Source organism: Enterobacter sp. JBIWA008 (genome assembly GCF_019968765.1).
In the GTDB taxonomy this organism is placed as follows: Bacteria; Pseudomonadota; Gammaproteobacteria; order Enterobacterales; family Enterobacteriaceae; genus Enterobacter.
This window is the reverse complement of the sequence record NZ_CP074149.1, coordinates 1,064,867-1,089,316: the sequence shown is the minus strand read 5'-3', so window position 1 is coordinate 1,089,316 and position 24,450 is coordinate 1,064,867. Positions and strand designations below refer to the sequence as shown.

Genomic DNA, 24,450 nt, shown 5'->3' with positions numbered 1-24,450 from the left:
GGGCCGAGGAAGAAAATGTTCGGAAAATTGACACTGGATGCAGTGCCCTACCATGAACCGATTATCGTGGTTACGGTGGCTGCAATTATCATTGGTGGCGCGGCCTTACTGGCCCTGATCACTTACTTCGGTAAGTGGAGCTACCTGTGGAACGAGTGGCTGACTTCGGTTGACCACAAAAAACTCGGTATCATGTACTGCATCGTCGGTATCGTCATGTTAATTCGTGGCTTTGCGGATGCGATCATGATGCGTAGCCAGCAGGCACTCGCTTCTGCGGGTGAAGCCGGCTTCCTGCCGCCGCACCACTACGATCAGATCTTTACCGCCCACGGCGTTATCATGATCTTCTTCGTGGCGATGCCGCTGGTTATCGGTCTGATGAACGTTGTCGTTCCGCTGCAAATCGGCGCGCGCGACGTGGCGTTCCCGTTCCTGAACAACCTGAGCTTCTGGTTCACGGTTGTCGGCGTTATCCTGGTTAACCTGTCACTGGGTGTGGGCGAATTCGCGCAGACCGGCTGGCTGGCTTACCCGCCGCTGTCAGGAATTGAGTACAGTCCGGGCGTTGGCGTCGACTACTGGATTTGGGCGCTTCAGCTCTCCGGTGTCGGTACTACCCTGACCGGTATCAACTTCTTTGTGACCATTATCAAGATGCGTGCACCTGGCATGACCATGTTCAAGATGCCGGTATTTACCTGGGCATCTCTGTGCGCCAACATCCTGATTATTGCCTCCTTCCCAATTCTGACCGTCACCGTCGCGCTGCTGACCCTGGACCGCTACCTGGGCACCCATTTCTTCACGAATGATATGGGTGGCAACATGATGATGTACATCAACCTGATTTGGGCCTGGGGTCACCCGGAAGTGTACATTCTGGTTCTGCCTGTGTTCGGCGTGTTCTCCGAAATCGCGGCAACCTTCTCGCGTAAACGTCTGTTTGGTTACACCTCTCTGGTGTGGGCAACCGTGTGTATTACCGTTCTGTCGTTCATCGTTTGGCTGCACCACTTCTTCACCATGGGTGCGGGCGCGAACGTAAACGCCTTCTTCGGTATCACCACCATGATTATCGCCATTCCTACCGGGGTGAAGATCTTCAACTGGCTGTTCACCATGTATCAGGGCCGTATCGTGTTCCACTCAGCGATGCTGTGGACTATCGGCTTCATCGTGACCTTCTCCGTAGGTGGGATGACCGGCGTACTGCTGGCGGTACCGGGTGCTGACTTCGTGCTGCACAACAGTCTGTTCCTGATTGCGCACTTCCATAACGTTATCATCGGTGGCGTGGTCTTCGGCTGCTTCGCTGGCGTAACCTACTGGTGGCCAAAAGCGTTCGGCTTCACGCTGAACGAAAAATGGGGTAAACGCGCGTTCTGGTTCTGGATCATCGGCTTCTTCGTGGCATTTATGCCGCTGTACGTGCTGGGCTTCATGGGTATGACCCGTCGTCTGAGCCAGCAGATTGATCCGCAGTTCCACCCAATGCTGATGGTTGCAGCGGGCGGCGCGGTGCTGATTGCCTGTGGTATCGCGTCTCAGCTGATTCAGTTCTACGTGTCAATTCGCGATCGCGATCAGAACCGTGACCTGACCGGTGACCCATGGGGTGGCCGTACGCTGGAGTGGGCGACCTCTTCTCCACCGCCTTTCTATAACTTTGCCATCGTGCCGCAGATTCATGAACGCGACGCATTCTGGGAAATGAAAGAAAAAGGTGAAGCGTACAAGCAACCTGCTCATTACGAAGAGATCCACATGCCGAAAAACAGCGGTGCGGGCATTGTCATTGCCGCCTTCGCAACGGTATTTGGTTTCGCAATGATCTGGCACATCTGGTGGATGGCGATTGTTGGCTTCGCCGGCATCGTAATCAGCTGGATTGTGAAGAGCTTTGACGAGGACGTGGACTACTACGTACCAGTCCGTGAAGTTGAGAAGCTGGAAAATCAGCATTTCGACGAGATTTCTAAAGCGGGGCTGAAAAATGGCAACTGATACTCTGGCGCACTCAACTGCCCACGCGCATGAACATGCGCACCACGATACAGGACCGATGAAAGTCTTCGGTTTCTGGATCTACCTGATGAGCGACTGCATTCTGTTCTGCTGTCTGTTCGCGACCTATGCCGTTCTGGTGAACGGCACAGCGGGCGGCCCGACCGGCAAGGACATCTTTGAACTGCCGTTCGTTCTGGTTGAAACCGCACTGCTGTTATTCAGCTCCATCACCTACGGCATGGCGGCTATCGCCATGTATAAAAACAACAAGAGCCAGGTTGTTTCCTGGCTGGCGTTGACCTGGCTGTTTGGTGCTGGATTTATCGGGATGGAAATCTATGAATTCCATCACCTGATCATGGAAGGTTTCGGTCCGGATCGCAGTGGCTTCCTGTCCGCGTTCTTCGCGCTGGTTGGTACCCACGGTCTGCACGTCACCTCTGGTCTGATCTGGATGGCGGTACTGATGTTCCAGGTATCCCGTCGCGGCCTGACCAGCACTAACCGTACCCGTATCATGTGCCTGAGTCTGTTCTGGCACTTCCTGGACGTGGTGTGGATCTGTGTGTTCTCTGTTGTTTATCTGATGGGGGCGATGTAATGAGTCATTCAAACGATCATGGCGCTTCCCACGGTAGCGTAAAAACCTACATGACAGGTTTCATCCTGTCGATCATCCTGACGGTGATCCCGTTCTGGATGGTGATGAGCGGTTCTGCGTCTAAACCGGTTATCCTGGGTGCAATCCTGGTGACCGCGGTGATTCAGATTCTGGTGCATCTGGTTTGCTTCCTGCACATGAACACCAAGTCCGATGAAGGCTGGAATATGACCGCCTTCATCTTTACCGTGATTATCATCGCTATCCTGGTAGTCGGTTCCATCTGGATTATGTGGAACCTCAACTACAACATGATGGTTCACTAAGAGCGGCGAGTATGTTTAAGCAATACCTGCAAGTAACGAAACCAGGCATCATCTTTGGCAACCTGATCTCCGTGATCGGAGGGTTCCTGCTGGCCTCTAAGGGCAGCATTGATTACACCCTCTTTATCTACACGCTGGTCGGTGTGTCACTGGTTGTTGCGTCCGGTTGTGTATTTAACAACTACATCGACATGGATATCGACAAGAAGATGGAAAGGACCAAAAATCGGGTGCTGGTGAAAGGCCTGATCGCCCCTTCCGTCTCGCTGGTGTACGCCACCTTGCTGGGTATTGCTGGCTTTATGCTGCTGTGGTTCGGTGCTAACCCGCTGGCCTGCTGGCTGGGGGTGATGGGGTTCGTGGTGTATGTGGGCGTCTACAGCCTGTATATGAAACGCCACTCCGTCTACGGCACGCTGATTGGTTCTCTCTCCGGCGCTGCGCCGCCGGTGATTGGCTACTGCGCCGTCACGAACGAGTTCGACAGCGGTGCGCTGATCCTGCTGGCTATCTTTAGCCTGTGGCAGATGCCGCACTCCTATGCCATCGCGATTTTCCGCTTCAAGGATTATCAGGCAGCGAACATCCCGGTTCTGCCGGTCGTGAAGGGCATTTCCGTTGCCAAGAACCACATCACGCTGTACATCATCGCCTTTGCCGTGGCAACGCTGATGCTCTCTCTGGGTGGTTACGCTGGATATAAATATCTGGCGGTAGCGGCTGCGGTGAGCGTCTGGTGGCTCGGTATGGCGCTGCGCGGTTACAAAGTGGAAGATGACAAAGTCTGGGCGCGCAAACTGTTTGTGTTCTCGATTGTGGCCATCACCTCGCTGTCCGTGATGATGTCCGTGGACTTCATGGTACCAGATTCACACAACCTGCTGACTTACGTCTGGTAAGCCAAAACAGGTGAATAAAGGGGTGCTTCGGCACCCTTTTTTTATTCACTGAATCTATTAATAAAGCATGTAATATTTGTTAAATAACCCTTTATTTACCCCGCCCCTTCCCCGCACTACACTATGGCCTGCTTTTGAACTGAGGTGGTAATGAACGATTATAAAATGACGCCAGGCGAGCTACGCGCGACCTGGGGCTTGGGGACTGTCTTCTCGCTGCGGATGCTTGGCATGTTTATGGTCCTGCCTGTTCTGACCACGTACGGTATGGCGCTACAGGGGGCCAGCGAGGCGCTGATTGGGCTCGCAATTGGCATCTACGGTCTGGCGCAGGCGGTCTTCCAGATCCCGTTTGGCCTGCTCTCTGACCGGGTGGGCCGAAAGCCGCTGATAGTCGGCGGGCTGCTGGTCTTTGTGCTTGGAAGCGTTATTGCCGCCCTCTCCCACTCCATCTGGGGGATTATTCTCGGCCGCGCCCTGCAGGGTTCCGGAGCGATTGCCGCCGCGGTGATGGCGCTGCTGTCCGACTTAACCCGCGAGCAAAACCGCACCAAAGCGATGGCGTTCATCGGCGTGAGCTTTGGCGTGACGTTTGCGATTGCGATGGTGCTGGGCCCCATCATTACGCACGCATTGGGTCTGCACGCCCTGTTCTGGATGATTGCCGTGCTGGCAACCATCGGTATTGTCTTAACCCTGTGGGTCGTGCCGGACAGCAAAAACCACGTCCTCAACCGTGAATCGGGGATGGTAAAAGGCTGCTTCAGCAAGGTGATTGTCGAGCCGCGCCTGCTCAAGCTGAACTTTGGCATTATGTGTCTGCATATCCTGCTGATGTCGACCTTTGTCGCCCTGCCCGGCCAGCTTGCTGCAGCGGGTTTCCCGGCGGCTGAGCACTGGAAAATTTATCTGGTCACGATGCTGATTTCGTTTGTCTCCGTCGTGCCGTTCATCATCTACGCCGAAGTGAAGCGCAAAATGAAGCGCGTCTTCGCGGGCTGCGTGGCGGTCCTGCTGATTGCCGAGATCGTGCTCTGGGGTGCCGGCCCGCACTTCTGGGAGCTGATTGCCGGCGTACAGCTGTTCTTCCTGGCCTTTAACCTGATGGAAGCCCTGCTGCCTTCGCTTATCAGCAAAGAGTCTCCCGCCGGGTATAAAGGCACGGCGATGGGCATTTACTCCACCAGCCAGTTTCTCGGCGTGGCGATCGGCGGCTCGCTCGGCGGCTGGGTGGACGGCCTGTTTGATTCGCAAACCGTGTTTCTCGCCGGCGCGCTGTTGGCAACAGTCTGGCTGCTGGTCGCCAGCACCATGAAAGAGCCGCGCTACGTGAGCAGCCTGCGGGTAGAAATCCCGGATGATGTGGAAATCAGCGATGTGCTGAAACAGCGTCTGGAAGCCAAAGAGGGCGTGACGGAGGTGCTCATTGTCCCGGAAGAGCGCAGCGCTTACGTCAAAATAGACAGTAAAATGACCAACCGCTTTGAGGTCGAACAGGCGCTCAAAGCCTGAAAAAAAGCCCGGTTAAACCGGGCTTTTTTATATTAATCGCGGAAATTTTTAAACTGGAACGGTTGTCCCAGATCGCCGCCGCGCACCAGCGCCATTACGGACTGGAGGTCATCGCGGGACTTACCGGTTACACGAATTTCTTCGCCCTGGATCTGCGCCTGCACCTTCAGCTTGCTGTCTTTAATGAGCTTAACGATCTTCTTCTGCACCGCGCTCTCAATGCCCTGCTTCAGTTTGGCTTCAACAAACCAGTTCTTACCGCTGTGCACAAACTCTTCCGGCACATCCAGAGACGTCCCTTCGATGCCGCGCTTTAACAGCTTGGCGCGCAGAATGTCGAGCAGCTGATTCACCTGGAAATCAGACTCGCTCAGCACCTTAATGGTCTTATTTGCGTCGTTCAGCTCAAACGACGCCTCAACGCCACGAAAATCGAAACGTGACTCAACTTCGCGGGTTGCGTTCTCAACGCCGTTGCGAACTTCCTGGATATCAACTTCGGAAACAATATCGAAAGATGGCATCTTTTCTTCTCCCTTCACTTTTGTTGCGTTGCATAATACCCGCTACGAGGCATAACTCAACAGAAGCTTAGCTGTATAATTAAGCTGTAACACCTGGCGCAGTTGCAGGTGAGGAGGAAAAATGAAAATTACGGTGCTCGGATGCGGAGCGCTTGGTCAGCTGTGGCTGACCGCGCTGTGCAAGCACGGACATGAGGTTCAGGGCTGGCTGCGCGTGCCCCAACCCTATTGCAGTGTAAACCTGATTGGTGAAGACGGAAGCATCTTTAACGAATCCCTCACCGCGAACGATCCTGATTTCCTGGCGCAAAGCGACCTTTTACTGGTGACGCTCAAAGCGTGGCAGGTTTCAGATGCGGTAAAGACGCTGGCCGCGCAGCTCCCCTCCACTTCCCCCATTCTGCTGCTGCATAACGGCATGGGAACGCTTGATGAGCTGAAAAACGTCCCGCAGCCCCTGCTGATGGCGACGACCACGCACGCTGCCCGTCGCGACGGCAACATCATCGTGCATGTCGCCAGCGGCGTGACGCATATCGGCCCCGCCAGGGCTCAGGATGGAGATTACAGCTATCTTGCCGATGTGCTGCAAAAGGTGCTGCCGGACGTGGCCTGGCACAACAACATCCGCCCTCAGCTGTGGCGGAAGCTGGCGGTAAACTGCGTGATCAATCCGCTGACAGCGCTATGGAACTGCCCGAACGGGGAGCTGAAAAATCATCCGCAGGACGTTGCGACGCTGTGTGCGGAAGTCGCAGCGGTCGTTGAGCGGGAAGGCCTGCATACCTCAGCGGACGATTTGCGCTGTTACGTCGAGCAGGTCATTGAAAGTACTGCAGAAAACATCTCCTCGATGCTGCAGGATGTTCGGGCCTTACGCCACACGGAGATCGACTACATCACCGGCTATCTGCTAAAACGCGCCCGCGCGCACGGCATCGCCGTGCCGGAAAACGCCCGTCTGTATGACCTGGTTAAACGTAAGGAGAGTGAATATGAGCGCGTCAGCACTGATCTGCCTCGCCCCTGGTAGCGAAGAGATGGAAGCGGTCACCACCATTGATTTGATGGTGCGCGGCGGCATTAAGGTCACCACCGCCAGCGTCGCCAGCGACGGTAGCCTGGCAATCACCTGTTCACGCGGGGTGAAAATCCTCGCGGATGCACCGCTTGTTCAGGTGGCTGACGGAGATTACGACATCATCGTACTGCCCGGCGGTCTAAAAGGCGCGGAATGTTTTCGCGACAGCCCGCTGCTGGTTGAGACCGTGCGTCAGTTTCATTTATCCGGCCGTATCGTCGCGGCTATCTGTGCCGCAGCAGGAACGGCTCTGGTTCCGCACGATATCTTCCCCATCGGCAATATGACCGGCTTCCCGGGGCTGAAGGATACGATCCCGGAAGAGCACTGGGTGGATAAACGCGTCGTCTGGGATCCGCGCGTCAACCTGCTGACCAGCCAGGGGCCAGGCACCGCGATTGATTTTGGCTTAAAGATTATTGACCTGCTGGTCGGGCGCGAGAAAGCGTACGAAGTGGCGTCGTCGCTGGTGATGCCGGCGGGGATTTATAACTACTACGAATAGGCGTCTCCCTCTCCCCGTGGGAGAGGGTCGGGGTGAGGGCATCAGGCCGCACTCCCCGGCAATAAACTACGGGCGATACACCTTCACATTCGCAAAGCCCTGCTCGCGTAGATACAGCGCCTGCAGGCGGCTCATCACCCCACGCTCACACCACAGCAGATACGTTTTGCTCTGGTCGAGATCGCCAAACTTAGTGCTCAGCTTATAGAACGGCAGAGAAACCACTTCTACGCCTTCCACCTGCAGCGGCTTGTCGTCCTGCTCGTCAATAGAGCGGATATCCAGAATCGCATCGTTAGCGCCGAAACCGCTCACGGTTTCAACTTCAACAACTTCCTGCTCGGTCTGCTGGGCAATCTCGCGGATGTCGATGTTGGAGGCTTCCGCCACCACTTTTTCCAGAATGCTGAAATCGAAGTTCTCTTCTTCCGCTTCGATCTTCGCCTTCACCGCTTTCACCGTTGGGCTTTTTGAGATAACGCCGCAGTATTCCGGCATGGTGCGGGCAAAATCTTCTGTGCCGATTTCGCGAGCCAGATCGATGATGTGCTCTTTATCGTGGGAGATCAGCGGGCGCAGGATCAGCGTATCAGACACGTTGTCGATCAGACGCAGGTTGGTCAACGTCTGGCTGGAAACCTGACCCAGCGCTTCACCGGTGACCAGCGCCTGCACGCCGTAGCGCTCGGCCACTTTGGACGCCGCACGCACCATCATGCGCTTCAGCACCACGCCCATCTGGCCGTCGTCCACTTTTTCGAGGATTTCGCCGACCACGGGTTCAAAGTTGATCGCCACGAAACGCACGCGGTGGGAGCTGCCGAAGCGGTTCCACAGGTAATGCGCCACCTGACGTACGCCGATTTCGTGCGCCGCGCCGCCCAGGTTGAAGAAGCAGTAGTGCACGCGGCAGCCGCGACGCATCAGCATATAGCTGGAAACGCCGGAGTCGAAGCCGCCGGAGATCAGGGACAATACGTCTTCCTGGGTGCCAATCGGGAAGCCGCCGATACCTTCATAGCGCCCTTTCACCAGCAGCAGGCGATCGTTTTCGATCTCCAGGTTCACGGTCACGTCCGGGTTGGTCAGACGTACGCGCGCCGTTTCAACGTGCTGGTTTAAACCGCCGCCGACGTAACGTTCCACTTCAATGGAGCTGAACTCGTGCTTGCCGCGACGCTTCACGCGCACGCAGAAGGTTTTGCCTTCGATCTGGTCGCGGTACTGCACCAGCGCTTTCTCGAAAATGTCGTGCATATCGCTGAACGGAACATCTTCCACTTCCAGGATATGGTGGATCCCCGGAATACGGGTCAGCGCGTCGCGAATATCCTGACGTTTGCTTTCGTCTTTAGCACGGACCTCAACGTGGTCCCAGTGGCGCACCACGGCGAGGGTTTCGTCGTAGTGCTTTAATACGTTACGAATGTTCCCGGTGAGAATTTTAATAAAGCGCAAACGCACAGATTGGCTTTTGATGGTGATTTCAGGGAACAATTTAATGATAAACTTCATGGCGGCAATGTTTCTTAGGCAAGCGTATTAAGGCTTGTAATGGAAAAGAGTACAGCAGCCCACACCCGTGGCTGCATCCAGGCGCGCAAGTATACCACCATCGCGCCGCTCCTGTGCACATTGCGCGTTATTTGATAATTGCCCTGAGTCCGTTACCATGTCGGGGCTGAGAATATAAGAGTCAATTCACTATGCCGAAGAAGAACGACGCACCGGCCAGTTTCGAAACTGCGCTGAGTGAACTGGAGCAAATCGTTACCCGTCTTGAGAGCGGCGATCTCCCGCTGGAAGAGGCGCTCAATGAATTCGAACGCGGCGTGCAGCTGGCGCGCCAGGGGCAGGTCAAACTGCAGCAGGCCGAGCAGCGCGTGCAGATCCTGCTTTCCGACAGCGAAGACGCGAAAACCACGCCTTTCACACCGGACGCCGAGTAAATGGATTTTGCCAACGAGCTTCAGGCGCGCGTCATGCGTGCCAACGACGCCCTGCGCCGATTTATTGCGCCACAGCCTTTTCAGAACACTCCTCTGGTTGAAGCCATGCACTATGGCGCACTCTTGGGTGGAAAGCGCCTGCGCCCGTTCCTGGTGTACGCCACCGGCAACATGTTTGGCATCAGCGATAACACGCTGGACGCCCCGGCAGCCGCCGTTGAGTGCATCCACGCCTACTCGCTGATCCACGACGATCTCCCGGCCATGGACGACGACGATTTGCGTCGGGGTCAACCCACCTGCCATATCAAGTTTGGCGAGGCGAATGCCATTCTGGCGGGTGATGCCCTGCAAACGCTGGCGTTCTCGATATTGAGCGACGCGCCGATGGCAGAAGTGGCTGATCGCGACCGCCTGGCGATGATCTCCGAACTGGCAATGGCCAGCGGCGTGGCCGGCATGTGCGGCGGACAGGCGCTGGATCTTGAAGCGGAAGGACGTCAGGTTAATCTGGAACAGCTGGAGCGTATTCACCGCCATAAAACCGGGGCGTTGATTCGTTCAGCCGTTCGCCTGGGCGCGCTGAGCGCGGGTGAACAAGGGCGCAAAGCCCTGCCGATTCTGGACAGATACGCAGAAAGTATCGGTCTGGCATTCCAGGTTCAGGATGACATTCTGGATGTGGTGGGCGATACTGCAACATTGGGTAAACGTCAGGGTGCGGACCAGCAGCTTGGCAAAAGTACCTACCCCGCCCTGCTGGGCCTTGAGCAAGCCCAACGTAAAGCCCGGGATCTGATTGACGATGCCCGCCAGTCGCTAAATGAACTGGCCGCGCAATCGCTGGATACCTCGGCACTGGAAGCGCTAGCGGACTATATAATCCAGCGTGATAAATAAACTACATATCTCGATGAGCCTTTGATGAGTTTTGATATTGCCAAATACCCGACACTGGCGTTAGTTGACTCCACCCAGGAGTTACGTCTGCTGCCGAAAGAGAGCCTGCCGAAGCTGTGCGACGAGCTGCGTCGCTACCTGCTCGACAGCGTAAGCCGCTCCAGCGGCCATTTCGCCTCAGGGCTTGGCACGGTAGAGCTGACCGTGGCGCTGCACTACGTCTATAACACGCCGTTCGATCAGCTCATCTGGGACGTGGGCCACCAGGCTTATCCGCACAAAATTCTGACCGGACGTCGCGATAAAATTGGCACCATTCGTCAGAAAGGCGGCCTGCACCCGTTCCCGTGGCGCGGTGAGAGCGAGTATGACGTATTGAGCGTCGGCCACTCCTCTACCTCCATTTCGGCGGGCATCGGTATTGCCGTTGCCGCCGAAAAAGAGAACAAACAGCGCCGTACCGTCTGCGTAATTGGTGACGGGGCCATTACCGCCGGTATGGCTTTCGAAGCTATGAACCACGCGGGCGATATCAAGCCGGACATGCTGGTTATCCTCAACGATAACGAAATGTCGATCTCCGAGAACGTCGGCGCGCTGAACAACCATCTGGCCCAGCTGCTCTCCGGCAAGCTTTACTCGTCGCTGCGTGAAGGCGGCAAGAAAGTCTTCTCCGGCGTACCGCCGATTAAAGAGCTGCTCAAGCGTACCGAAGAACACATCAAAGGCATGGTGGTGCCGGGCACCCTGTTTGAAGAGCTGGGCTTTAACTATATTGGCCCGGTTGACGGCCATGACGTGCTGGGTCTGGTGACCACGCTCAAGAACATGCGCGACCTGAAAGGCCCGCAGTTCCTGCACATCATGACCAAAAAAGGGCGTGGCTACGAACCGGCGGAAAAAGATCCGATTACCTTCCACGCGGTACCGAAATTTGACCCGTCCAGCGGCTGTCTGCCAAAAAGCAGCGGCGGCATGCCGAGCTATTCCAAAATCTTCGGCGACTGGCTGTGTGAAACCGCCGCGAAAGACAACAAGCTAATGGCGATCACCCCGGCCATGCGCGAAGGCTCCGGCATGGTGGAGTTCTCCAGAAAATACCCTGACCAGTATTTCGACGTCGCCATTGCCGAGCAGCATGCGGTGACGTTTGCAGCGGGCCTGGCCATTGGCGGCTACAAGCCGGTTGTCGCTATCTATTCCACCTTCCTGCAGCGCGCCTACGATCAGGTGATCCATGACGTGGCGATTCAGAAGCTGCCGGTACTGTTTGCTATCGATCGTGCGGGCATCGTCGGCGCCGACGGCCAGACGCACCAGGGCGCGTTTGACCTGTCGTTCCTGCGCTGTATCCCGGATATGGTTGTCATGACGCCAAGCGACGAAAATGAATGTCGTCAGATGCTGTTTACCGGCTACCACTACCAGGATGGCCCAAGCGCCGTTCGCTACCCGCGCGGCAATGCGGTAGGCGTTGAGTTCCAGCCGCTGGAAAAGCTGCCGATAGGTAAAGGTCTGGTGAAGCGTCGCGGCGAAAAAGTGGCGATCCTAAACTTCGGTACGCTGATGCCAGAGGCCGCGAAAGTGGCTGAAACGCTGAATGCTACACTGGTGGATATGCGCTTTGTGAAGCCGCTCGACGAATCCCTGATCCTGAGTATGGCGCAAACGCATGACGTGCTGGTCACGCTGGAAGAAAACGCCATCATGGGCGGCGCGGGCAGCGGCGTGAACGAGGTGCTGATGGCAAACCGTAAAGCCGTGCCGGTGCTGAACCTCGGCCTGCCGGATCATTTCATTCCTCAGGGTACTCAGGACGAAGCCCGCGCGGCGATTGGCCTGGACGAGGCCGGTATCGAAGCCAAAATCCGCGCCTGGCTGGACTGACCCCTTCCCCCTTTTCCGCTCCTGCTATGCTTAAACCTGGTGTTTAAACAGCAGGAGCGGAACCGTGCAATACACAACATTAGGAAAAACGGACCTTAAGGTTTCCCGACTTTGTCTGGGATGCATGACCTTTGGCGAGCCCGATCGGGGTAATCACGCCTGGACGCTACCGGAAGAGAGCAGCCGTCCGATTATCAAACGCGCCATCGAGGGCGGCATTAACTTCTTTGACACCGCCAACAGCTACTCCGACGGCAGCAGCGAGGAAATTGTCGGCCGCGCCCTGCGCGATTTTGCCCGTCGTGATGACATCGTCGTCGCCACCAAGGTCTACTATCCGTCAGGCGACCTGGCTGAGGGCCTTTCTCGCGCGCAGATCCTGCGCTCCATTGATGACAGCCTCAGACGCCTGAACATGGAGTACGTCGACCTGCTGCAAATTCACCGCTGGGATTACAACACGCCGATTGAAGAAACGCTGGAGACACTGAACGAGGTGGTCAAAGCCGGGAAAGCGCGTTACATCGGCGCATCGTCTATGCACGCGTCGCAGTTTGCCCAGGCGTTGGCTCTCCAGGCACAGCACGGCTGGGCGCGCTTTGTCACCATGCAGGATCACTACAATCTGATCTATCGTGAAGAAGAACGCGAGATGTTGCCGCTATGCCATCAGGAGGGCGTGGCGGTGATCCCGTGGAGCCCGCTGGCACGCGGCCGCCTGACCCGTCCATGGGGGGAAACCACGGCTCGCCTGGTATCGGATGAAGTGGGAAAAAATCTCTATGACGGTACAGAAGCCAGCGATGCGCTGATTGCCGAACGTTTAGCCGGGATTGCCGACGATACCGGTGCAACGCGCGCCCAGGTAGCGCTGGCATGGTTGCTGGGTAAACGCGGCGTTGCGGCACCGATTATTGGCACATCCCGGGAAGAACAGCTGGATGAGCTGCTGAATGCGGTGGATATCACGCTGACACCGGAGCAGATTGCCGAGCTGGAGACGCCGTATCAGCCGCATCCGGTGGTGGGGTTTAAGTAAGCCCTACCCACAGGGAGAGGGAACAAGACACGTAGGCCGGGTAAGGCGGAGCCGCCACCCGGCAAAAAATTACGCGAAGTGATCGTACCCTTTCCAGTCCAGCGTAACGGGCGCACCGTCTTTCACAAACTTAAGCCCTTCACTCTCCGGCATGATCTGACCGATGCAGGTAAACTTCGCGCCGAGATGCGCTAACGCCACGTCCAGCGTTCCACGGTTGAGCTCAGGCACCGTGAAGCACAGCTCGTAGTCTTCACCACCGGACAGCGCCCAGCGCAGCGCCTGCTCAGGTTCCACATGGCGAAGCAGTTGCTCAGACAGCGGAAAGAGATCCAGGTCAACGCGCGCACCTACGCCGCTGGCCTTCAGGATATGCCCGAGGTCTGAGGTGAGACCGTCAGAGAGATCGATAGCTGAGCTTGCCCGCTCGCGCAGCGCCTGACCGTGCAGAATACGCGGCGTCGGGCGCAGATGGCGTTTCATCAGATACGCCGCATCGTCAGCGTCCTTCACGGTTAAGCGGTCCTGGAGGATCGCCAGCCCTGCAGCGCTATCGCCCGGCGTACCTGTCACGTAGATCCAGTCGCCTGGTTTTGCGCCCGAGCGCTTCAGCGCGCGGCCGAACGGCACATAGCCGTGGATCGCCAGCGTCATCGACAGCGGCCCGGCAGTGGTATCACCGCCAATCAGCTGCATATCGTAATAGCTAAGCTGCTCAAACAGCGCATCGCTAAAGGCTTCTAGCCAGGCTTCATCCACTTCTGGCAGGGTCAAAGCCAGCGTCAGCCACGCGGGATCGGCACCCATCGCCGCCAGATCGCTGACGTTAACGGCCAGCGCTTTATACGCCAGATCGGCAGGATCGATATCCGGTAAGAAATGACGTCCACACACTAAGGTATCGGTGCTGATTGCCAGCGTCTGTTTTTCGGGAATATTGAGAAGTGCACAGTCATCGCCAATGCCGGTTTCAACATCAAGACGAGCGGTTCTGACACGGTCGAAATAACGGGCAATCAGGGAGAATTCGCCGCATGCCATACGTTATGCCTCAGCAAATAAAAGAAAAAACCGGAGCCGCACTGCCCTTCAGGCAATGCAGGACTCCGGTTTGCGGATCACTTTTTGTGGGGACGGATCGCAGGGGCTGCTTTATCAAGTACGCCGTTTACAAACTTGTGACTGTCTTCAGCGCCGAAGGTTTTCGCCAGCTCGATCGCTTCATTGATGGCCACTTTGTACGGCACATCATCACGTTTAGACAGCTCAAACAGCGCGATACGCAACACTGCTTTTTCTACCTGACCCAGCTCTTCGAGCAAACGGGACAGGTAAGGCTTCATCAGGCCATCGAGATACGCGCTATTAGTCGCCACTCCCGACAGCAGTTCACGGAAGTACAGAACGTCAACGTCTTTCACGTCCTGTTCTGACAGGAACTGGTATTCGACATCAGCGATGTCGTTCTGGGACAACTGCCAGGAGTAAAGTGCCTGGACGGCACATTCACGGGCGCGGCGACGAGCAGCAGGTTTCACGGAATTCCCCTTACAAAAAAAATCAGGCCTTGATGGCTTTCAATACATTGATCATTTCAAGCGCGGTCAGTGCAGCTTCTGCACCTTTGTTACCGGCTTTGGTGCCAGCACGTTCGATGGCTTGTTCAATACTTTCGGTGGTCAGCACGCCGAACGCGACAGGAATTTCAGCATCCTGCGCAACGTGTGCCAGACCGTTGCTTGCACCGCCCGCAACGTATTCGAAGTGCGCAGTGCCGCCACGAATAACGGTACCCAGCGCAATCACCGCGTCGTATTTACCGGTTTTCGCCAGCGCGCCCGCCGCCAGTGGCAGTTCGTAAGCGCCTGGAACCCAAACAACGGTAATGTTGTCATCTTTAACCTGGCCGATGCGTTTCAGGGCGTCAATGGCACCTTCCAGCAGGCTGTCGTTGATAAAGTTGTTGAAACGCGCAATGGTGATGGCGACGCGAGCGTCCGGGGTAGCTACAGCAGCTTCAATAATGTTCATACTCTTCCTTTACGGGTTCATTTGGCCCCGCAGGGGGGCGGATTTTATCATAATACTTTGCACACTGCTTCCCTATTTCAGGAGCAATTACGCTGTCGTTAAGTGGAGGCAGACATCCGGACCTACCGGACGAATCTCGCTAAATTTGAGTTGCGGTGCGTCGGCCAGTTTTTCAAGGCCGGGCAGCACAAACAGGCCGCGCGCGTCGTGACCTAACAGTTTAGGCGCAACGTAAACAATCAGTTCATCCACCAGTCCGGCCTGTAAGAGCGCACCGGCGAGGGTTGGCCCCGCTTCTACCCAGATGCTGTTCACCTGCTGCTTGCCGAGCAGCAGCATCAGCACCACCAGATCCAGATGACCATTGTGCTCCGGCACCATAATGCTGCGTACGCCTTCCGGCCATTCGCGCGTATCGTCTTTGGTGCGGGCAATCAAGGTTTCCCCCGGCTGCTGAACGATGCGGTGCTTCGGCGTCACGCGGTTCTGGCTATCAATAATAATACGCAGCGGCTGACGCAGGTTCTCCTGCGGGTAAAGCGCCTGAGTATCAGCATTCAGTTCGTCCCAGCGCACGGTCATGGCCGGATCGTCAGCCAGAACGGTTTCACTGCTGGTGAGAATAGCATGGCTTTGCGCGCGCAGACGTTGCACATCGCGCCTTGCCTGTGGCGACGTGATCCACTGGCTTTCGCCGTTTGCCATCGCCGTACGACCGTCCAGCGAGGCGCCCAGCTTGAGCTGAATATACGGGAAGCCCGTGCGCATGCGCTTCAGAAAGCCTTTGTTGATCGCTTCAGCGTCCTGCATCATCAGCCCATGGCTGACGTCTATGCCTTCCTGCTGCAAACGATACAGCCCGCGTCCGGCAACCTGCGGATTCGGATCCTGCATCGAGGCGACCACGCGTGAAACACCTGCCGCGATCAGCGCTTCGCAGCACGGCGGCGTACGCCCGTGATGGCTGCAGGGCTCCAGCGTGACGTAGGCTGTGGCACCGCGCGCCTTCTCACCGGCCATGCGCAACGCATGAACCTCGGCATGCGGCTCGCCTGCACGATAGTGAAAGCCCTCCCCCACGATCTCGCCATCGTTAACGATAACGCACCCGACGTTCGGGTTGGGATGGGTAGTAAAACGACCGCGCTGCGCCAGCTTCATGGCTCGCGCCATGTAAATCTCATCCTGCATGAGCTTAATCCTGTAAGCGGGCGATCTCTTCGCCAAACTCTTTGATGTCTTCGAAGCTGCGGTAGACCGAGGCGAAGCGGATATAGGCAACCTTATCGAGCTTTTTCAGCTGCTCCATCACCAGGTTACCGATCATTTTGCTGGGCACCTCACGCTCGCCCAAACCACGAAGGTAAGATTTTATGTGGTTTAACGCCATCTCGACGTCATCCGCGCTGACGGGACGTTTTTCGAGGGCCTTCAGCATACCGCTGCGCAGTTTCTCTTCGTTAAACGGCTCGCGCACGTCGTTACTTTTCACCACGCGCGGCATTACCAGCTCTGCAACCTCAAAGGTGGTGAAACGCTCGTTGCACACCAGACACTGCCGACGACGGCGTACGGATGACCCCTCGCCTACAAGACGAGAGTCGATGACTTTGGTATCCACAGCGGAGCAGAATGGGCAATGCATACGGTATCCCTGTTATCCGGTTAACTGATTTTCATTTTACCCTGATCTGGCCTGACAACAAAGGAAGAGCTTTTTGAGATAAAGGATCTATGTCTGGCGGTGTGATGCTGGCTACCATTAGAGCGATCCGTTATTTCAAGGAAATAAACGCAATGACAAGACGTTACCTGAAAATTTTGCTGGTGGGGAGCCTCTTCACCCTTAGCGCCTGTGCACAGCAAACCGAAGTCCGTCAGATGAAACAGAGCGTGAATACGCTCAATACGGCGATGGACAAACTTAATAAAGAAACGGTGAAAATCACCCAGCAAAACGCGCTGAACGCCAAATCCAGCAGCGGGGTCTATCTGCTGCCGGGCGCGAACACGCCTGCGCGCCTGAACAGCCAGGTTGGCACGCTGAAAATGTCGCTCGTGAACGTGGCGGCGAATGCCGATGGTACGCGCGCAACATTACGCATCCAGGGTGAATCCAACGATCCGCTTCCAGCCTTCAGCGGTACCGTGGAGTGGGGACAGATCCAGGGCACCACGGAGAATTACCAGGAGGTGAATGTGAAGAATCAGCTGTTCACCGCCCCGGCCAGCGTTTTAGCACCCAGCGATGTGGAAATACCGCTTCAGTTAAGCGGTCTTACGCCGGAACAGTTAGGCTTTATCCGCATTCACGACATTCAACCCGCCGCGCAGTAATTCCATCCTCTTAAGCGGAGTGAAATGTCACTCCGCTTACATTTACATTTCGTATGGATTGGCAAGATAAATGATTGCCGCTACAATCCCGGCCGTTTAAAGTACGCAAACGTGAACGCAATCGATTACGCGTGTGAGAGATATGTGAAACAACACATATTTTTGTGAGCAGGGATTCCTATAATAGGCACCGCAGAAACACGAAATATTTAGAAACGCAATTCGCGCATTTTTCACTCCCGGAAGGGAATTTCAATCAGTGGCATGATTATGAAAAAAACATTACTCGCAGCTGGCGCCGTGCTGGCACTTTCTTCCTCTTTCACTGTTAACGCAGCGGAAAACGATAAACCACAATACCTCTCCGACTGGTGGCACCAGAGCGTTAACGTGGTCGGCAGCTACCACACGCGCTTCGGACCACAGATCCGCAACGATACCTACCTGGAATATGAAGCGTTCGCCAAGAAAGACTGGTTTGATTTCTACGGCTACATGGATGCACCGGTCTTCTTCGGTGGTAACTCTCAGGCAAAAGGGATCTGGAACCACGGTTCTCCGCTGTTCATGGAAATTGAACCACGCTTCTCTATCGACAAGCTGACCGGCACCGACCTGAGCTTCGGTCCGTTCAAAGAGTGGTACTTCGCGAACAACTACATTTACGACATGGGCCGCAACGCGTCCGGTCGTCAGAGCACCTGGTACATGGGTCTGGGTACCGACGTTGATACCGGACTGCCAATGAGCCTGTCCCTGAACGTGTATGCGAAATACCAGTGGCAGAACTATGGCGCAGAAAACCAGAACGAATGGGATGGCTACCGTTTCAAAGTGAAATACTTTGTGCCAATCACTCAGCTGTGGGGCGGTAACCTGAGCTATATCGGCTTTACCAACTTCGACTGGGGTTCAGATCTGGGCGATAAGAGCGGTTACGCAGAGAACGGTATTAAGCAGCGTACCAACGACTCCATCGCCTCCAGCCACATCCTGGCGCTGAACTACGATCACTGGCACTACTCTGTAGTAGCACGTTACTGGCACAACGGTGGTCAGTGGAACGACGACGCAGACCTGAACTGGATGAAAGAAAACGTCCGTTCTACAGGTTGGGGTGGCTACCTGGTCGTGGGTTACAACTTCTAATCAGCGCGGGACTGTGCGGGCTGATGCCCTCACCCCTTCCCTCTCCCACGGGAGAGGGTGCAAACACAAAAAACGGCAACATCGTTGCCGTTTTGCTTTTACCTCGCCACCCGGCTTTTTACTGCTTAACCTTTCGCAAAAAATCTGCCAGAGACCTGTCAGCACTCTCGCTAAACCGCCTCTCCGTCTGCACAATATTGAGACATCGATCGAGCCGGAAACAACGATAGTCATCGCGTCGTTCACACCACGCCGCCAGCAGCCAGCGCTCGCCCCAGAAGAAAAGCCCCAGCGGCTGAACCTCGCGCTTTGAGAGCTGCCCGGCTTCATCACGGTAATGCAGTGCCAGCACGCGCTGGGCGGAAATTGCCTGATGAATCATGTCAAAATCACTGCGGGAGTGGCTTTGCATGCAAAAATCCGGGGCATAGATGCGCGCCAGCTCCGCCTTGCGACGACTCTCCTCGGGCAGGATAGCCAGCACCTTCTCCTGGGCCGACTCCAGTTCGCGCGACAGCGACTCCCCTCCCCAGGTTTTGAGCAGGCGAATCGCGACGATCAGCGCCTCTGACTCTTTATTTGTCAGCATCAGCGGCGGCAGGTCAAAGCCCGACATCAGCCGATATCCGCTCCCCGCCTCACCTTCCACCGGCACGCCGGAAAGCGACAGGTCGCGGATATCGCGGTAGACCGTACGCTCGGACACGCCAAGCCGGTCCGCCAGATGCGCTGCCGTTGTCAGACGCCTGCCCCGCAGGATCTGCACAATCTGAAACAAACGGTCAGCGCGTCGGGTCATATCTTGTTCCGCTCTCAGGCAGGTTGATGGAGGCCGACGCGGTTGCCCTCGCTGTCGGTAAACAATGCGATAGTGCCAATGCCATGCGGCAGTTCCAGCGGGCCAAACACGCACTCGCCGCCCGCAGAGGCGATGCGATCGAGCGTGGCCGCCAGATTGTCAGTATGCAGGTAAATAATAGCGCCCTGCACAGACGGTGTAACACCGTCAAATTTTGCCAGCGCCCCGCCGATACCCGGATCCTCATGCGGGAAAACCGCCAGCTCCGAACAGTCCATTTTCTCGCGACGCAGCGCGAGCTGCATCACCGGCTCATAAAATTTGATGGCGCGATCCATATCCGAGACCGGAATTTCAAACCAGTTAATGACGCTTTTCATACATCCTCCTGCCTGTTGTTTGGGTTCAGAAGGAGTCTACGACAGGCCTCCTGACAGCATACTGTCAGGAGTGTTTGTCAGGATCAGATAAAAAAAATCCCGGTCAACAGACCGGGATTTCGATAACGCGCTAAACGTCGCCTTACGGCAGAATGGACGGCTGATCCGCCCCTTCTTTCTCAACTTTCTGCTGGAGCAGGTGTTCGCGCTTCATGCCGAGTTTCAGTGCCAGTGCGGACGCAACGTAGATAGACGATGCCGTACCGATGGTGACACCGATCAGCATGGTCAGCGAGAAGCCTTCCAGTACCGGACCACCGAAGAGGAACAGCATCAGGATCACCATCAAAGTGGTGCCGGATGTGATCAAGGTACGGTGCAGCGTCTGGGTCAACGACACGTTAAAGATTTCGTACGGCGTACCGCGACGGATCTTACGGAAGTTTTCACGGATACGGTCAGATACGACGATACTGTCGTTCAGCGAGTAACCGATAACGGACATCAGGGATGCCACAATCGTCAGGTCAATCTCAATGTGGAACAGCGACAGAATGCCCATGGTGATCACCACGTCGTGCGCCAGCGCGATAACCACACCGGCCGCCAGTCGCCACTCAAAGCGGAAACCGACGTACACCAGGATGGAGATCAGCGCCACCAGCAGCGCCATCGCGCCGGTCTGCGCCAGGTCAGCACCCACGCTTGGGCCAACGAACTCAATTCGCTTGACCGCGGCGTTCTGGCTGGTGGTCTCATTAATGACCTGTACGACCTTACTACCCAGCTCCTGGCTGCCGTTGGCATCGTGCACCGGCGGCATACGCACCATGATGTCGCGGCTGCTGCCGAAGTTCTGCAGCAGCGGCTCTTCAAAGCCCGCTTTCTGCAGGGACAGACGCATCTGGTCCATATCGACCGGTTTTTCCAGGGAGATCTCGATGACCGTACCCCCGGTGAAATCGAGACCCCAGTTAAAGCCTTTCACGCCCATAATGACGATGGACAGAATCAGCAGAAAACCTGAAATGCCGAAGGCCCAGTAGTCCCAGCGCATAAAGTCCCAGACTTTACGGCCGTGGTTCAATTGTTCAACAGTATATTCCTGTGCCACAACGCACTCCTCAGATAGACAGCTTTTTGACGCGCTTGCCGCCGTACAGCAGGTTCACGATGGCACGGGTGCCGACAATAGCGGTAAACATTGACGTTGCGACACCGATACCGGTTGTAATCGCAAAGCCTTTGATCGCGCCAGTACCCACTGCATACAGGATAAGAACCTTAATCAGTGTTGTTACGTTCGCATCGAAGATGGAGCTGAACGCGCCTTTATAGCCTTCGTCAATCGCCTGCTGAATAGAGCGACCGTTGCTCAACTCTTCTTTTATACGTTCGTTAATCAGTACGTTGGCGTCGACCGCCACCGCAAGGGTAAGAACGATACCCGCAATCCCCGGCATGGTCAGCGTCGCCCCCGGAAGCAGGGACATAATGCCGATGATAAGCACCAGGTTGGCGATCAGCGCGGAGGTCGCAATCAGACCAAACTTCTTATAGAAGAAGATCATAAAGAGGATAGAGACCACCAGACCAGCCAGACACGCTTCCAGGCCCTGCTGGATGTTTTGCATACCCAGAGTTGGACCAATGGTACGCTCTTCAACAATCTGAATTGGCGCAATCAGCGCACCGGCACGCAGCAGCAGGGAGAGCTGACGCGCTTCGTTCGGGTTGTTAATACCGGTAATACGGAAGCTGTTACCCAGACGAGACTGGATGTTGGCGATGTTAATCACCTCTTCCTCTTTCACCAGCACCGCACGACCGTTTGCATCTTTCTTACCGCTGTCTTTGTACTCCACGAACAGGGTCGCCATCGGTTTACCGATGTTGTCCTTGGTGAAGTTAGACATGATGTTACCACCCGCGCTATCCAGCGAGATGTTAACCTGCGGCTGGTTATATTCATCCTGGCTCGACGTGGAGTCAGTGATGTGGTCACCGGTCAGAATCACGCGTTTGTACAGCACAACTGGCTGACCTTCGCGGGTCTGTTTCACTTCGGAGTCACCCGGAATACGCCCTGCGGCAGCAGCGGACTGATCGACGTTAGAGTTCACCAGACGGAATTCCAGGGTTGCGGTCGCACCCAGAATCTCTTTCGCACGCGCAGTATCCTGGATACCCGGCAGTTCAACCACGATACGGTCAGCACCCTGACGCTGTACCAGCGGCTCAGCCACGCCCAGCTGGTTTACACGGTTACGCAGAATGTTGATGTTCTGCTGAACGGCATATTCACGCGCTTCTTTCAGACGTGCATCGGTCATCACCGCGCGCAGCTGGTTGCTGCCCTGAGAGGTGATCACCAGGTCACGGTGACGTTGAGTCAGGTAATCTACAGCCTGATCGCGCGCCGCAGTGTCGCGGAACGTGATGCTCATGCCGTAGTTATCTTCTTTACGCACGGTGGTGTAAGCGATGCCTTTATCACGCAGATCGCTGCGCAGGCTGTCGATATTCTGTTCCTGCAGCTTGCCGAGTGCGGTATCCATATCCACTTCCATCAGGAAGTGAACGCCGCCACGCAGGTCAAGACCGAGTTTCATTGGCTCTGCTTTCATCGCAGCCAGCCAACGCGGGGTTGCAGGGGCAAGGTTAAGCGCTACGACGTATTTGTCACCCAGCACGCCCATCAGCGCTTCGCGAGCGCGGAGCTGCGTGTCGGTGGTGTCGAAGCGAGCAAGAATTGCACCCTCTTCCAGAGCCACAGACTTAGCGGTAATTTTTTCTTCTTGTAACGTTTTCTGGACCTGGATCAGCGTTTGCTCACTGGCGGCGACACCGCGCGCGCCAGTGATTTGAACAGCCGGATCCTCACCATACAGGTTGGGAAGCGCGTACAGCAGGCCGACGAGAATCACGACGACCAGCATGATGTACTTCCACAAAGGATAACGGTTTAACACGGCAGTTCCCTTTGGGAAAAGTTGGGATTACAGCGCCTTCATGGTGCCTTTCGGCAGAACGGCAGCTACGAAGTCACGTTTGATGACCACTTCAGTGGTGTCGTTCAGGGCGATCGCAATGTAGCCGTTTTCAGCCACTTTGGTTACGCGCCCCACCAGACCACCGTTGGTCAGTACTTCATCGCCTTTCGCAATGGAGTTCATCAGGTTTTTGTGCTCTTTGGTGCGCTTCTGCTGTGGACGCAGGATCATGAAATAGAAGATCAGACCGAACACAACCAGCATCAGAATCAGAGACATCGGGCTGCCCTGCGCTGGAGCACCTGTTGCCGCTACCGCATCAGAAATAAAAAAGCTCATTCAAATTCCCTCATTATTAAAATTAATCAACGTTCAACGGTGGAACATCCCGCCCCTGACGTTGGTAAAAATCGGTCACGAAGCTCTCTAATTTACCCTCTTCGATAGCCTTACGTAAACCAGCCATTAAGCGCTGATAATAACGAAGATTATGAATGGTATTGAGACGCGCGCCCAAAATCTCGTTGCAACGATCGAGATGATGCAGATACGCGCGAGAATAATTGCGACAGGTATAGCAATCGCACTCGGGATCGAGCGGGCTGGTGTCACTCTTATGCTTCGCGTTACGGATTTTCACCACGCCATCGGTAACGAACAGATGGCCGTTACGCGCGTTGCGGGTTGGCATGACGCAGTCGAACATATCAATGCCGCGGCGTACGCCTTCAACCAGATCTTCTGGTTTACCCACGCCCATCAGGTATCGTGGTTTATCCGCCGGGATTTGCGGGCAGACGTGCTCCAGAATGCGGTGCATGTATTCCTTCGGCTCACCCACAGCCAAACCGCCGACAGCGTAGCCATCAAAACCTATCTCTACCAGACCTTTAACAGAGATATCGCGTAAATCTTCGTAAACGCTGCCCTGGATAATGCCGAACAGCGCATTTTTGTTCTGGAGAGAGTCAAAACGGTCACGGCTACGCTTCGCCCAGCGCAGGGACATCTCCATGGAGCGTTTTGCGTAGTCCCAGTCGGCCGGGTACGGCGTACATTCGTCGAAGATCATCACGATGTCAGAGCCGAGATCGTACTGAATCTCCATCGATTTTTCGGGATCGAGGAAAATCGGATCGCCGTTGATTGGGTTACGGAAGTGTACGCCCTGCTCGGTGATCTTGCGGATATCGCCCAGGCTGAAGACCTGGAAGCCGCCGGAGTCGGTCAGGATTGGGCCTTTCCACTGCATGAAATCATGCAGGTCGCCGTGGAGCTTCATGATCTCCTGACCCGGACGCAGCCACAGGTGGAAGGTGTTGCCGAGGATAATCTGTGCGCCAGTGGCTTCTACTTCTTCCGGGGTCATCCCCTTTACGGTGCCGTACGTGCCCACAGGCATAAACGCGGGGGTTTCCACCACGCCGCGATCAAACACCAGGCGACCGCGACGCGCGCGACCGTCGGTGGTATCGAGTTCAAATTTCATTTTTTCTCCGACGTCAGAAAAACAGTCCAACGTTGTAAT

The 24,450-nt window shown here is 55.8% G+C and carries 26 protein-coding genes; 13 read left to right on the top strand and 13 right to left on the bottom strand.

Annotated features, from left to right (window positions below):
- The first annotated feature begins 15 nt into the window (after positions 1-15).
- From cyoB to KGP24_RS05275, 5 genes are all read left to right on the top strand, one after another.
- Positions 16-2,007, top strand: coding sequence for a cytochrome o ubiquinol oxidase subunit I (gene cyoB / locus KGP24_RS05295; RefSeq protein ID WP_223562595.1), 1,992 nt, complete (start codon positions 16-18; stop codon positions 2,005-2,007).
- Positions 1,997-2,611: a cytochrome o ubiquinol oxidase subunit III gene (locus tag KGP24_RS05290; RefSeq protein WP_006176900.1), complete on the top strand. Its 615-nt coding sequence runs from the start codon at positions 1,997-1,999 to the stop codon at positions 2,609-2,611. The genes cyoB and KGP24_RS05290 overlap by 11 nt, the downstream gene beginning before the upstream one ends.
- Positions 2,611-2,937, top strand: coding sequence for a cytochrome o ubiquinol oxidase subunit IV (locus KGP24_RS05285; RefSeq protein WP_006176899.1), 327 nt, complete (start codon positions 2,611-2,613; stop codon positions 2,935-2,937). The genes KGP24_RS05290 and KGP24_RS05285 overlap by 1 nt, the downstream gene beginning before the upstream one ends.
- Positions 2,938-2,948: 11 nt before the next feature.
- Positions 2,949-3,836, top strand: coding sequence for a heme o synthase (gene cyoE, locus KGP24_RS05280; protein WP_013095848.1), 888 nt, complete (start codon positions 2,949-2,951; stop codon positions 3,834-3,836).
- 150 nt (positions 3,837-3,986) lie between these two features.
- Positions 3,987-5,348: an MFS transporter gene (locus KGP24_RS05275; RefSeq protein ID WP_223562594.1), complete on the top strand. Its 1,362-nt coding sequence runs from the start codon at positions 3,987-3,989 to the stop codon at positions 5,346-5,348.
- A gap of 32 nt (positions 5,349-5,380) precedes the next feature.
- On the opposite strand, the gene KGP24_RS05270 is transcribed toward KGP24_RS05275, so the two are convergent.
- Positions 5,381-5,872 carry a YajQ family cyclic di-GMP-binding protein gene (locus KGP24_RS05270; RefSeq protein WP_023334701.1) on the bottom strand — a complete coding sequence of 164 codons (492 nt, stop codon included), beginning with the start codon at positions 5,870-5,872 and terminating at the stop codon, positions 5,381-5,383.
- 121 nt (positions 5,873-5,993) lie between these two features.
- Here KGP24_RS05270 and panE point away from each other — a divergent pair, with 121 nt between their 5' ends.
- Both panE and yajL read left to right on the top strand, forming a co-directional pair.
- A complete protein-coding gene (gene panE, locus KGP24_RS05265; RefSeq protein WP_223562593.1) occupies positions 5,994-6,905 on the top strand; it encodes a 2-dehydropantoate 2-reductase in 912 nt (303 codons plus the stop codon).
- Entirely contained in the window at positions 6,868-7,458 is a 591-nt protein-coding gene (gene yajL, locus KGP24_RS05260; RefSeq protein ID WP_223562592.1) for a protein deglycase YajL, read from the top strand. The genes panE and yajL overlap by 38 nt, the downstream gene beginning before the upstream one ends.
- Positions 7,459-7,524: 66 nt before the next feature.
- Here yajL and thiI read toward each other — a convergent pair whose 3' ends face one another.
- Positions 7,525-8,973 carry a tRNA uracil 4-sulfurtransferase ThiI gene (gene thiI / locus KGP24_RS05255; RefSeq protein WP_223562591.1) on the bottom strand — a complete coding sequence of 483 codons (1,449 nt, stop codon included), beginning with the start codon at positions 8,971-8,973 and terminating at the stop codon, positions 7,525-7,527.
- A gap of 191 nt (positions 8,974-9,164) precedes the next feature.
- Between thiI and xseB the strand changes: the two genes are divergently transcribed.
- From xseB to KGP24_RS05235, 4 genes are all read left to right on the top strand, one after another.
- On the top strand, positions 9,165-9,407 hold the full coding sequence (xseB, locus tag KGP24_RS05250; RefSeq protein ID WP_008503331.1) for an exodeoxyribonuclease VII small subunit: 243 nt from the start codon (positions 9,165-9,167) through the stop codon (positions 9,405-9,407).
- The gene (gene ispA, locus KGP24_RS05245; RefSeq protein ID WP_223562590.1) at positions 9,408-10,307 is read left to right on the top strand and encodes a (2E,6E)-farnesyl diphosphate synthase; all 900 of its coding nucleotides are present in this window, start codon (positions 9,408-9,410) and stop codon (positions 10,305-10,307) included.
- 24 nt (positions 10,308-10,331) lie between these two features.
- Positions 10,332-12,194, top strand: a complete 1,863-nt coding sequence (gene dxs, locus KGP24_RS05240; protein ID WP_223562589.1) for a 1-deoxy-D-xylulose-5-phosphate synthase — start codon at positions 10,332-10,334, stop codon at positions 12,192-12,194.
- A gap of 64 nt (positions 12,195-12,258) precedes the next feature.
- On the top strand, positions 12,259-13,233 hold the full coding sequence (locus tag KGP24_RS05235) for an aldo/keto reductase (protein ID WP_223562588.1): 975 nt from the start codon (positions 12,259-12,261) through the stop codon (positions 13,231-13,233).
- Positions 13,234-13,302: 69 nt separating this feature from the next.
- Here KGP24_RS05235 and thiL read toward each other — a convergent pair whose 3' ends face one another.
- The 5 genes from thiL to nrdR form a co-directional block, all read right to left on the bottom strand.
- Positions 13,303-14,274, bottom strand: a complete 972-nt coding sequence (gene thiL / locus KGP24_RS05230) for a thiamine-phosphate kinase (RefSeq protein ID WP_223562587.1) — start codon at positions 14,272-14,274, stop codon at positions 13,303-13,305.
- 77 nt (positions 14,275-14,351) lie between these two features.
- Positions 14,352-14,771, bottom strand: coding sequence for a transcription antitermination factor NusB (nusB, locus tag KGP24_RS05225; RefSeq protein WP_006809908.1), 420 nt, complete (start codon positions 14,769-14,771; stop codon positions 14,352-14,354).
- Between the two features lie 22 nt (positions 14,772-14,793).
- Entirely contained in the window at positions 14,794-15,264 is a 471-nt protein-coding gene (ribE, locus tag KGP24_RS05220; protein ID WP_006176874.1) for a 6,7-dimethyl-8-ribityllumazine synthase, read from the bottom strand.
- A gap of 87 nt (positions 15,265-15,351) precedes the next feature.
- Positions 15,352-16,455 carry a bifunctional diaminohydroxyphosphoribosylaminopyrimidine deaminase/5-amino-6-(5-phosphoribosylamino)uracil reductase RibD gene (gene ribD, locus KGP24_RS05215; protein ID WP_223562586.1) on the bottom strand — a complete coding sequence of 368 codons (1,104 nt, stop codon included), beginning with the start codon at positions 16,453-16,455 and terminating at the stop codon, positions 15,352-15,354.
- Between the two features lie 4 nt (positions 16,456-16,459).
- Positions 16,460-16,909, bottom strand: coding sequence for a transcriptional regulator NrdR (gene nrdR, locus KGP24_RS05210; RefSeq protein WP_008503337.1), 450 nt, complete (start codon positions 16,907-16,909; stop codon positions 16,460-16,462).
- A 152-nt stretch (positions 16,910-17,061) separates the two neighbouring features.
- On the opposite strand from nrdR, the gene KGP24_RS05205 reads away from it, so the two are divergent.
- Together KGP24_RS05205 and KGP24_RS05200 are read left to right on the top strand one after the other, a co-directional pair.
- Positions 17,062-17,601: a DUF3251 domain-containing protein gene (locus KGP24_RS05205; RefSeq protein ID WP_134348635.1), complete on the top strand. Its 540-nt coding sequence runs from the start codon at positions 17,062-17,064 to the stop codon at positions 17,599-17,601.
- A gap of 270 nt (positions 17,602-17,871) precedes the next feature.
- Positions 17,872-18,750: a nucleoside-specific channel-forming protein Tsx gene (locus KGP24_RS05200; RefSeq protein WP_223562585.1), complete on the top strand. Its 879-nt coding sequence runs from the start codon at positions 17,872-17,874 to the stop codon at positions 18,748-18,750.
- A 118-nt stretch (positions 18,751-18,868) separates the two neighbouring features.
- Here KGP24_RS05200 and KGP24_RS05195 read toward each other — a convergent pair whose 3' ends face one another.
- The 6 genes from KGP24_RS05195 to tgt form a co-directional block, all read right to left on the bottom strand.
- The gene (locus tag KGP24_RS05195) at positions 18,869-19,549 is read right to left on the bottom strand and encodes a YafY family protein (RefSeq protein WP_223562584.1); all 681 of its coding nucleotides are present in this window, start codon (positions 19,547-19,549) and stop codon (positions 18,869-18,871) included.
- Between the two features lie 14 nt (positions 19,550-19,563).
- On the bottom strand, positions 19,564-19,929 hold the full coding sequence (locus KGP24_RS05190; RefSeq protein WP_223562583.1) for a VOC family protein: 366 nt from the start codon (positions 19,927-19,929) through the stop codon (positions 19,564-19,566).
- A 142-nt stretch (positions 19,930-20,071) separates the two neighbouring features.
- On the bottom strand, positions 20,072-21,043 hold the full coding sequence (gene secF, locus KGP24_RS05185) for a protein translocase subunit SecF (protein WP_223562582.1): 972 nt from the start codon (positions 21,041-21,043) through the stop codon (positions 20,072-20,074).
- 10 nt (positions 21,044-21,053) lie between these two features.
- The gene (gene secD / locus KGP24_RS05180; RefSeq protein WP_223562581.1) at positions 21,054-22,901 is read right to left on the bottom strand and encodes a protein translocase subunit SecD; all 1,848 of its coding nucleotides are present in this window, start codon (positions 22,899-22,901) and stop codon (positions 21,054-21,056) included.
- 27 nt (positions 22,902-22,928) lie between these two features.
- Positions 22,929-23,261, bottom strand: coding sequence for a preprotein translocase subunit YajC (gene yajC, locus KGP24_RS05175; RefSeq protein WP_003859109.1), 333 nt, complete (start codon positions 23,259-23,261; stop codon positions 22,929-22,931).
- Positions 23,262-23,283: 22 nt separating this feature from the next.
- Positions 23,284-24,411, bottom strand: a complete 1,128-nt coding sequence (tgt, locus tag KGP24_RS05170) for a tRNA guanosine(34) transglycosylase Tgt (RefSeq protein ID WP_223562580.1) — start codon at positions 24,409-24,411, stop codon at positions 23,284-23,286.
- Positions 24,412-24,450: the final 39 nt, after the last annotated feature.

What these genes read in the sequence shown, in the direction of transcription:
- cyoB (WP_223562595.1), top strand. Translation starts at nt 16, where the DNA reads ATGTTCGGAAAATTGACACTGGATGCAGTGCCCTACCATGAACCGATT.
- KGP24_RS05290 (WP_006176900.1), top strand. Translation starts at nt 1,997, where the DNA reads ATGGCAACTGATACTCTGGCGCACTCAACTGCCCACGCGCATGAACAT.
- KGP24_RS05285 (WP_006176899.1), top strand. Translation starts at nt 2,611, where the DNA reads ATGAGTCATTCAAACGATCATGGCGCTTCCCACGGTAGCGTAAAAACC.
- cyoE (WP_013095848.1), top strand. Translation starts at nt 2,949, where the DNA reads ATGTTTAAGCAATACCTGCAAGTAACGAAACCAGGCATCATCTTTGGC.
- KGP24_RS05275 (WP_223562594.1), top strand. Translation starts at nt 3,987, where the DNA reads ATGAACGATTATAAAATGACGCCAGGCGAGCTACGCGCGACCTGGGGC.
- KGP24_RS05270 (WP_023334701.1), bottom strand. Translation starts at nt 5,872, where the DNA reads ATGCCATCTTTCGATATTGTTTCCGAAGTTGATATCCAGGAAGTTCGC.
- panE (WP_223562593.1), top strand. Translation starts at nt 5,994, where the DNA reads ATGAAAATTACGGTGCTCGGATGCGGAGCGCTTGGTCAGCTGTGGCTG.
- yajL (WP_223562592.1), top strand. Translation starts at nt 6,868, where the DNA reads ATGAGCGCGTCAGCACTGATCTGCCTCGCCCCTGGTAGCGAAGAGATG.
- thiI (WP_223562591.1), bottom strand. Translation starts at nt 8,973, where the DNA reads ATGAAGTTTATCATTAAATTGTTCCCTGAAATCACCATCAAAAGCCAA.
- xseB (WP_008503331.1), top strand. Translation starts at nt 9,165, where the DNA reads ATGCCGAAGAAGAACGACGCACCGGCCAGTTTCGAAACTGCGCTGAGT.
- ispA (WP_223562590.1), top strand. Translation starts at nt 9,408, where the DNA reads ATGGATTTTGCCAACGAGCTTCAGGCGCGCGTCATGCGTGCCAACGAC.
- dxs (WP_223562589.1), top strand. Translation starts at nt 10,332, where the DNA reads ATGAGTTTTGATATTGCCAAATACCCGACACTGGCGTTAGTTGACTCC.
- thiL (WP_223562587.1), bottom strand. Translation starts at nt 14,274, where the DNA reads ATGGCATGCGGCGAATTCTCCCTGATTGCCCGTTATTTCGACCGTGTC.
- ribE (WP_006176874.1), bottom strand. Translation starts at nt 15,264, where the DNA reads ATGAACATTATTGAAGCTGCTGTAGCTACCCCGGACGCTCGCGTCGCC.
- ribD (WP_223562586.1), bottom strand. Translation starts at nt 16,455, where the DNA reads ATGCAGGATGAGATTTACATGGCGCGAGCCATGAAGCTGGCGCAGCGC.
- nrdR (WP_008503337.1), bottom strand. Translation starts at nt 16,909, where the DNA reads ATGCATTGCCCATTCTGCTCCGCTGTGGATACCAAAGTCATCGACTCT.
- KGP24_RS05205 (WP_134348635.1), top strand. Translation starts at nt 17,062, where the DNA reads ATGACAAGACGTTACCTGAAAATTTTGCTGGTGGGGAGCCTCTTCACC.
- KGP24_RS05200 (WP_223562585.1), top strand. Translation starts at nt 17,872, where the DNA reads ATGAAAAAAACATTACTCGCAGCTGGCGCCGTGCTGGCACTTTCTTCC.
- KGP24_RS05195 (WP_223562584.1), bottom strand. Translation starts at nt 19,549, where the DNA reads ATGACCCGACGCGCTGACCGTTTGTTTCAGATTGTGCAGATCCTGCGG.
- KGP24_RS05190 (WP_223562583.1), bottom strand. Translation starts at nt 19,929, where the DNA reads ATGAAAAGCGTCATTAACTGGTTTGAAATTCCGGTCTCGGATATGGAT.
- yajC (WP_003859109.1), bottom strand. Translation starts at nt 23,261, where the DNA reads ATGAGCTTTTTTATTTCTGATGCGGTAGCGGCAACAGGTGCTCCAGCG.
- tgt (WP_223562580.1), bottom strand. Translation starts at nt 24,411, where the DNA reads ATGAAATTTGAACTCGATACCACCGACGGTCGCGCGCGTCGCGGTCGC.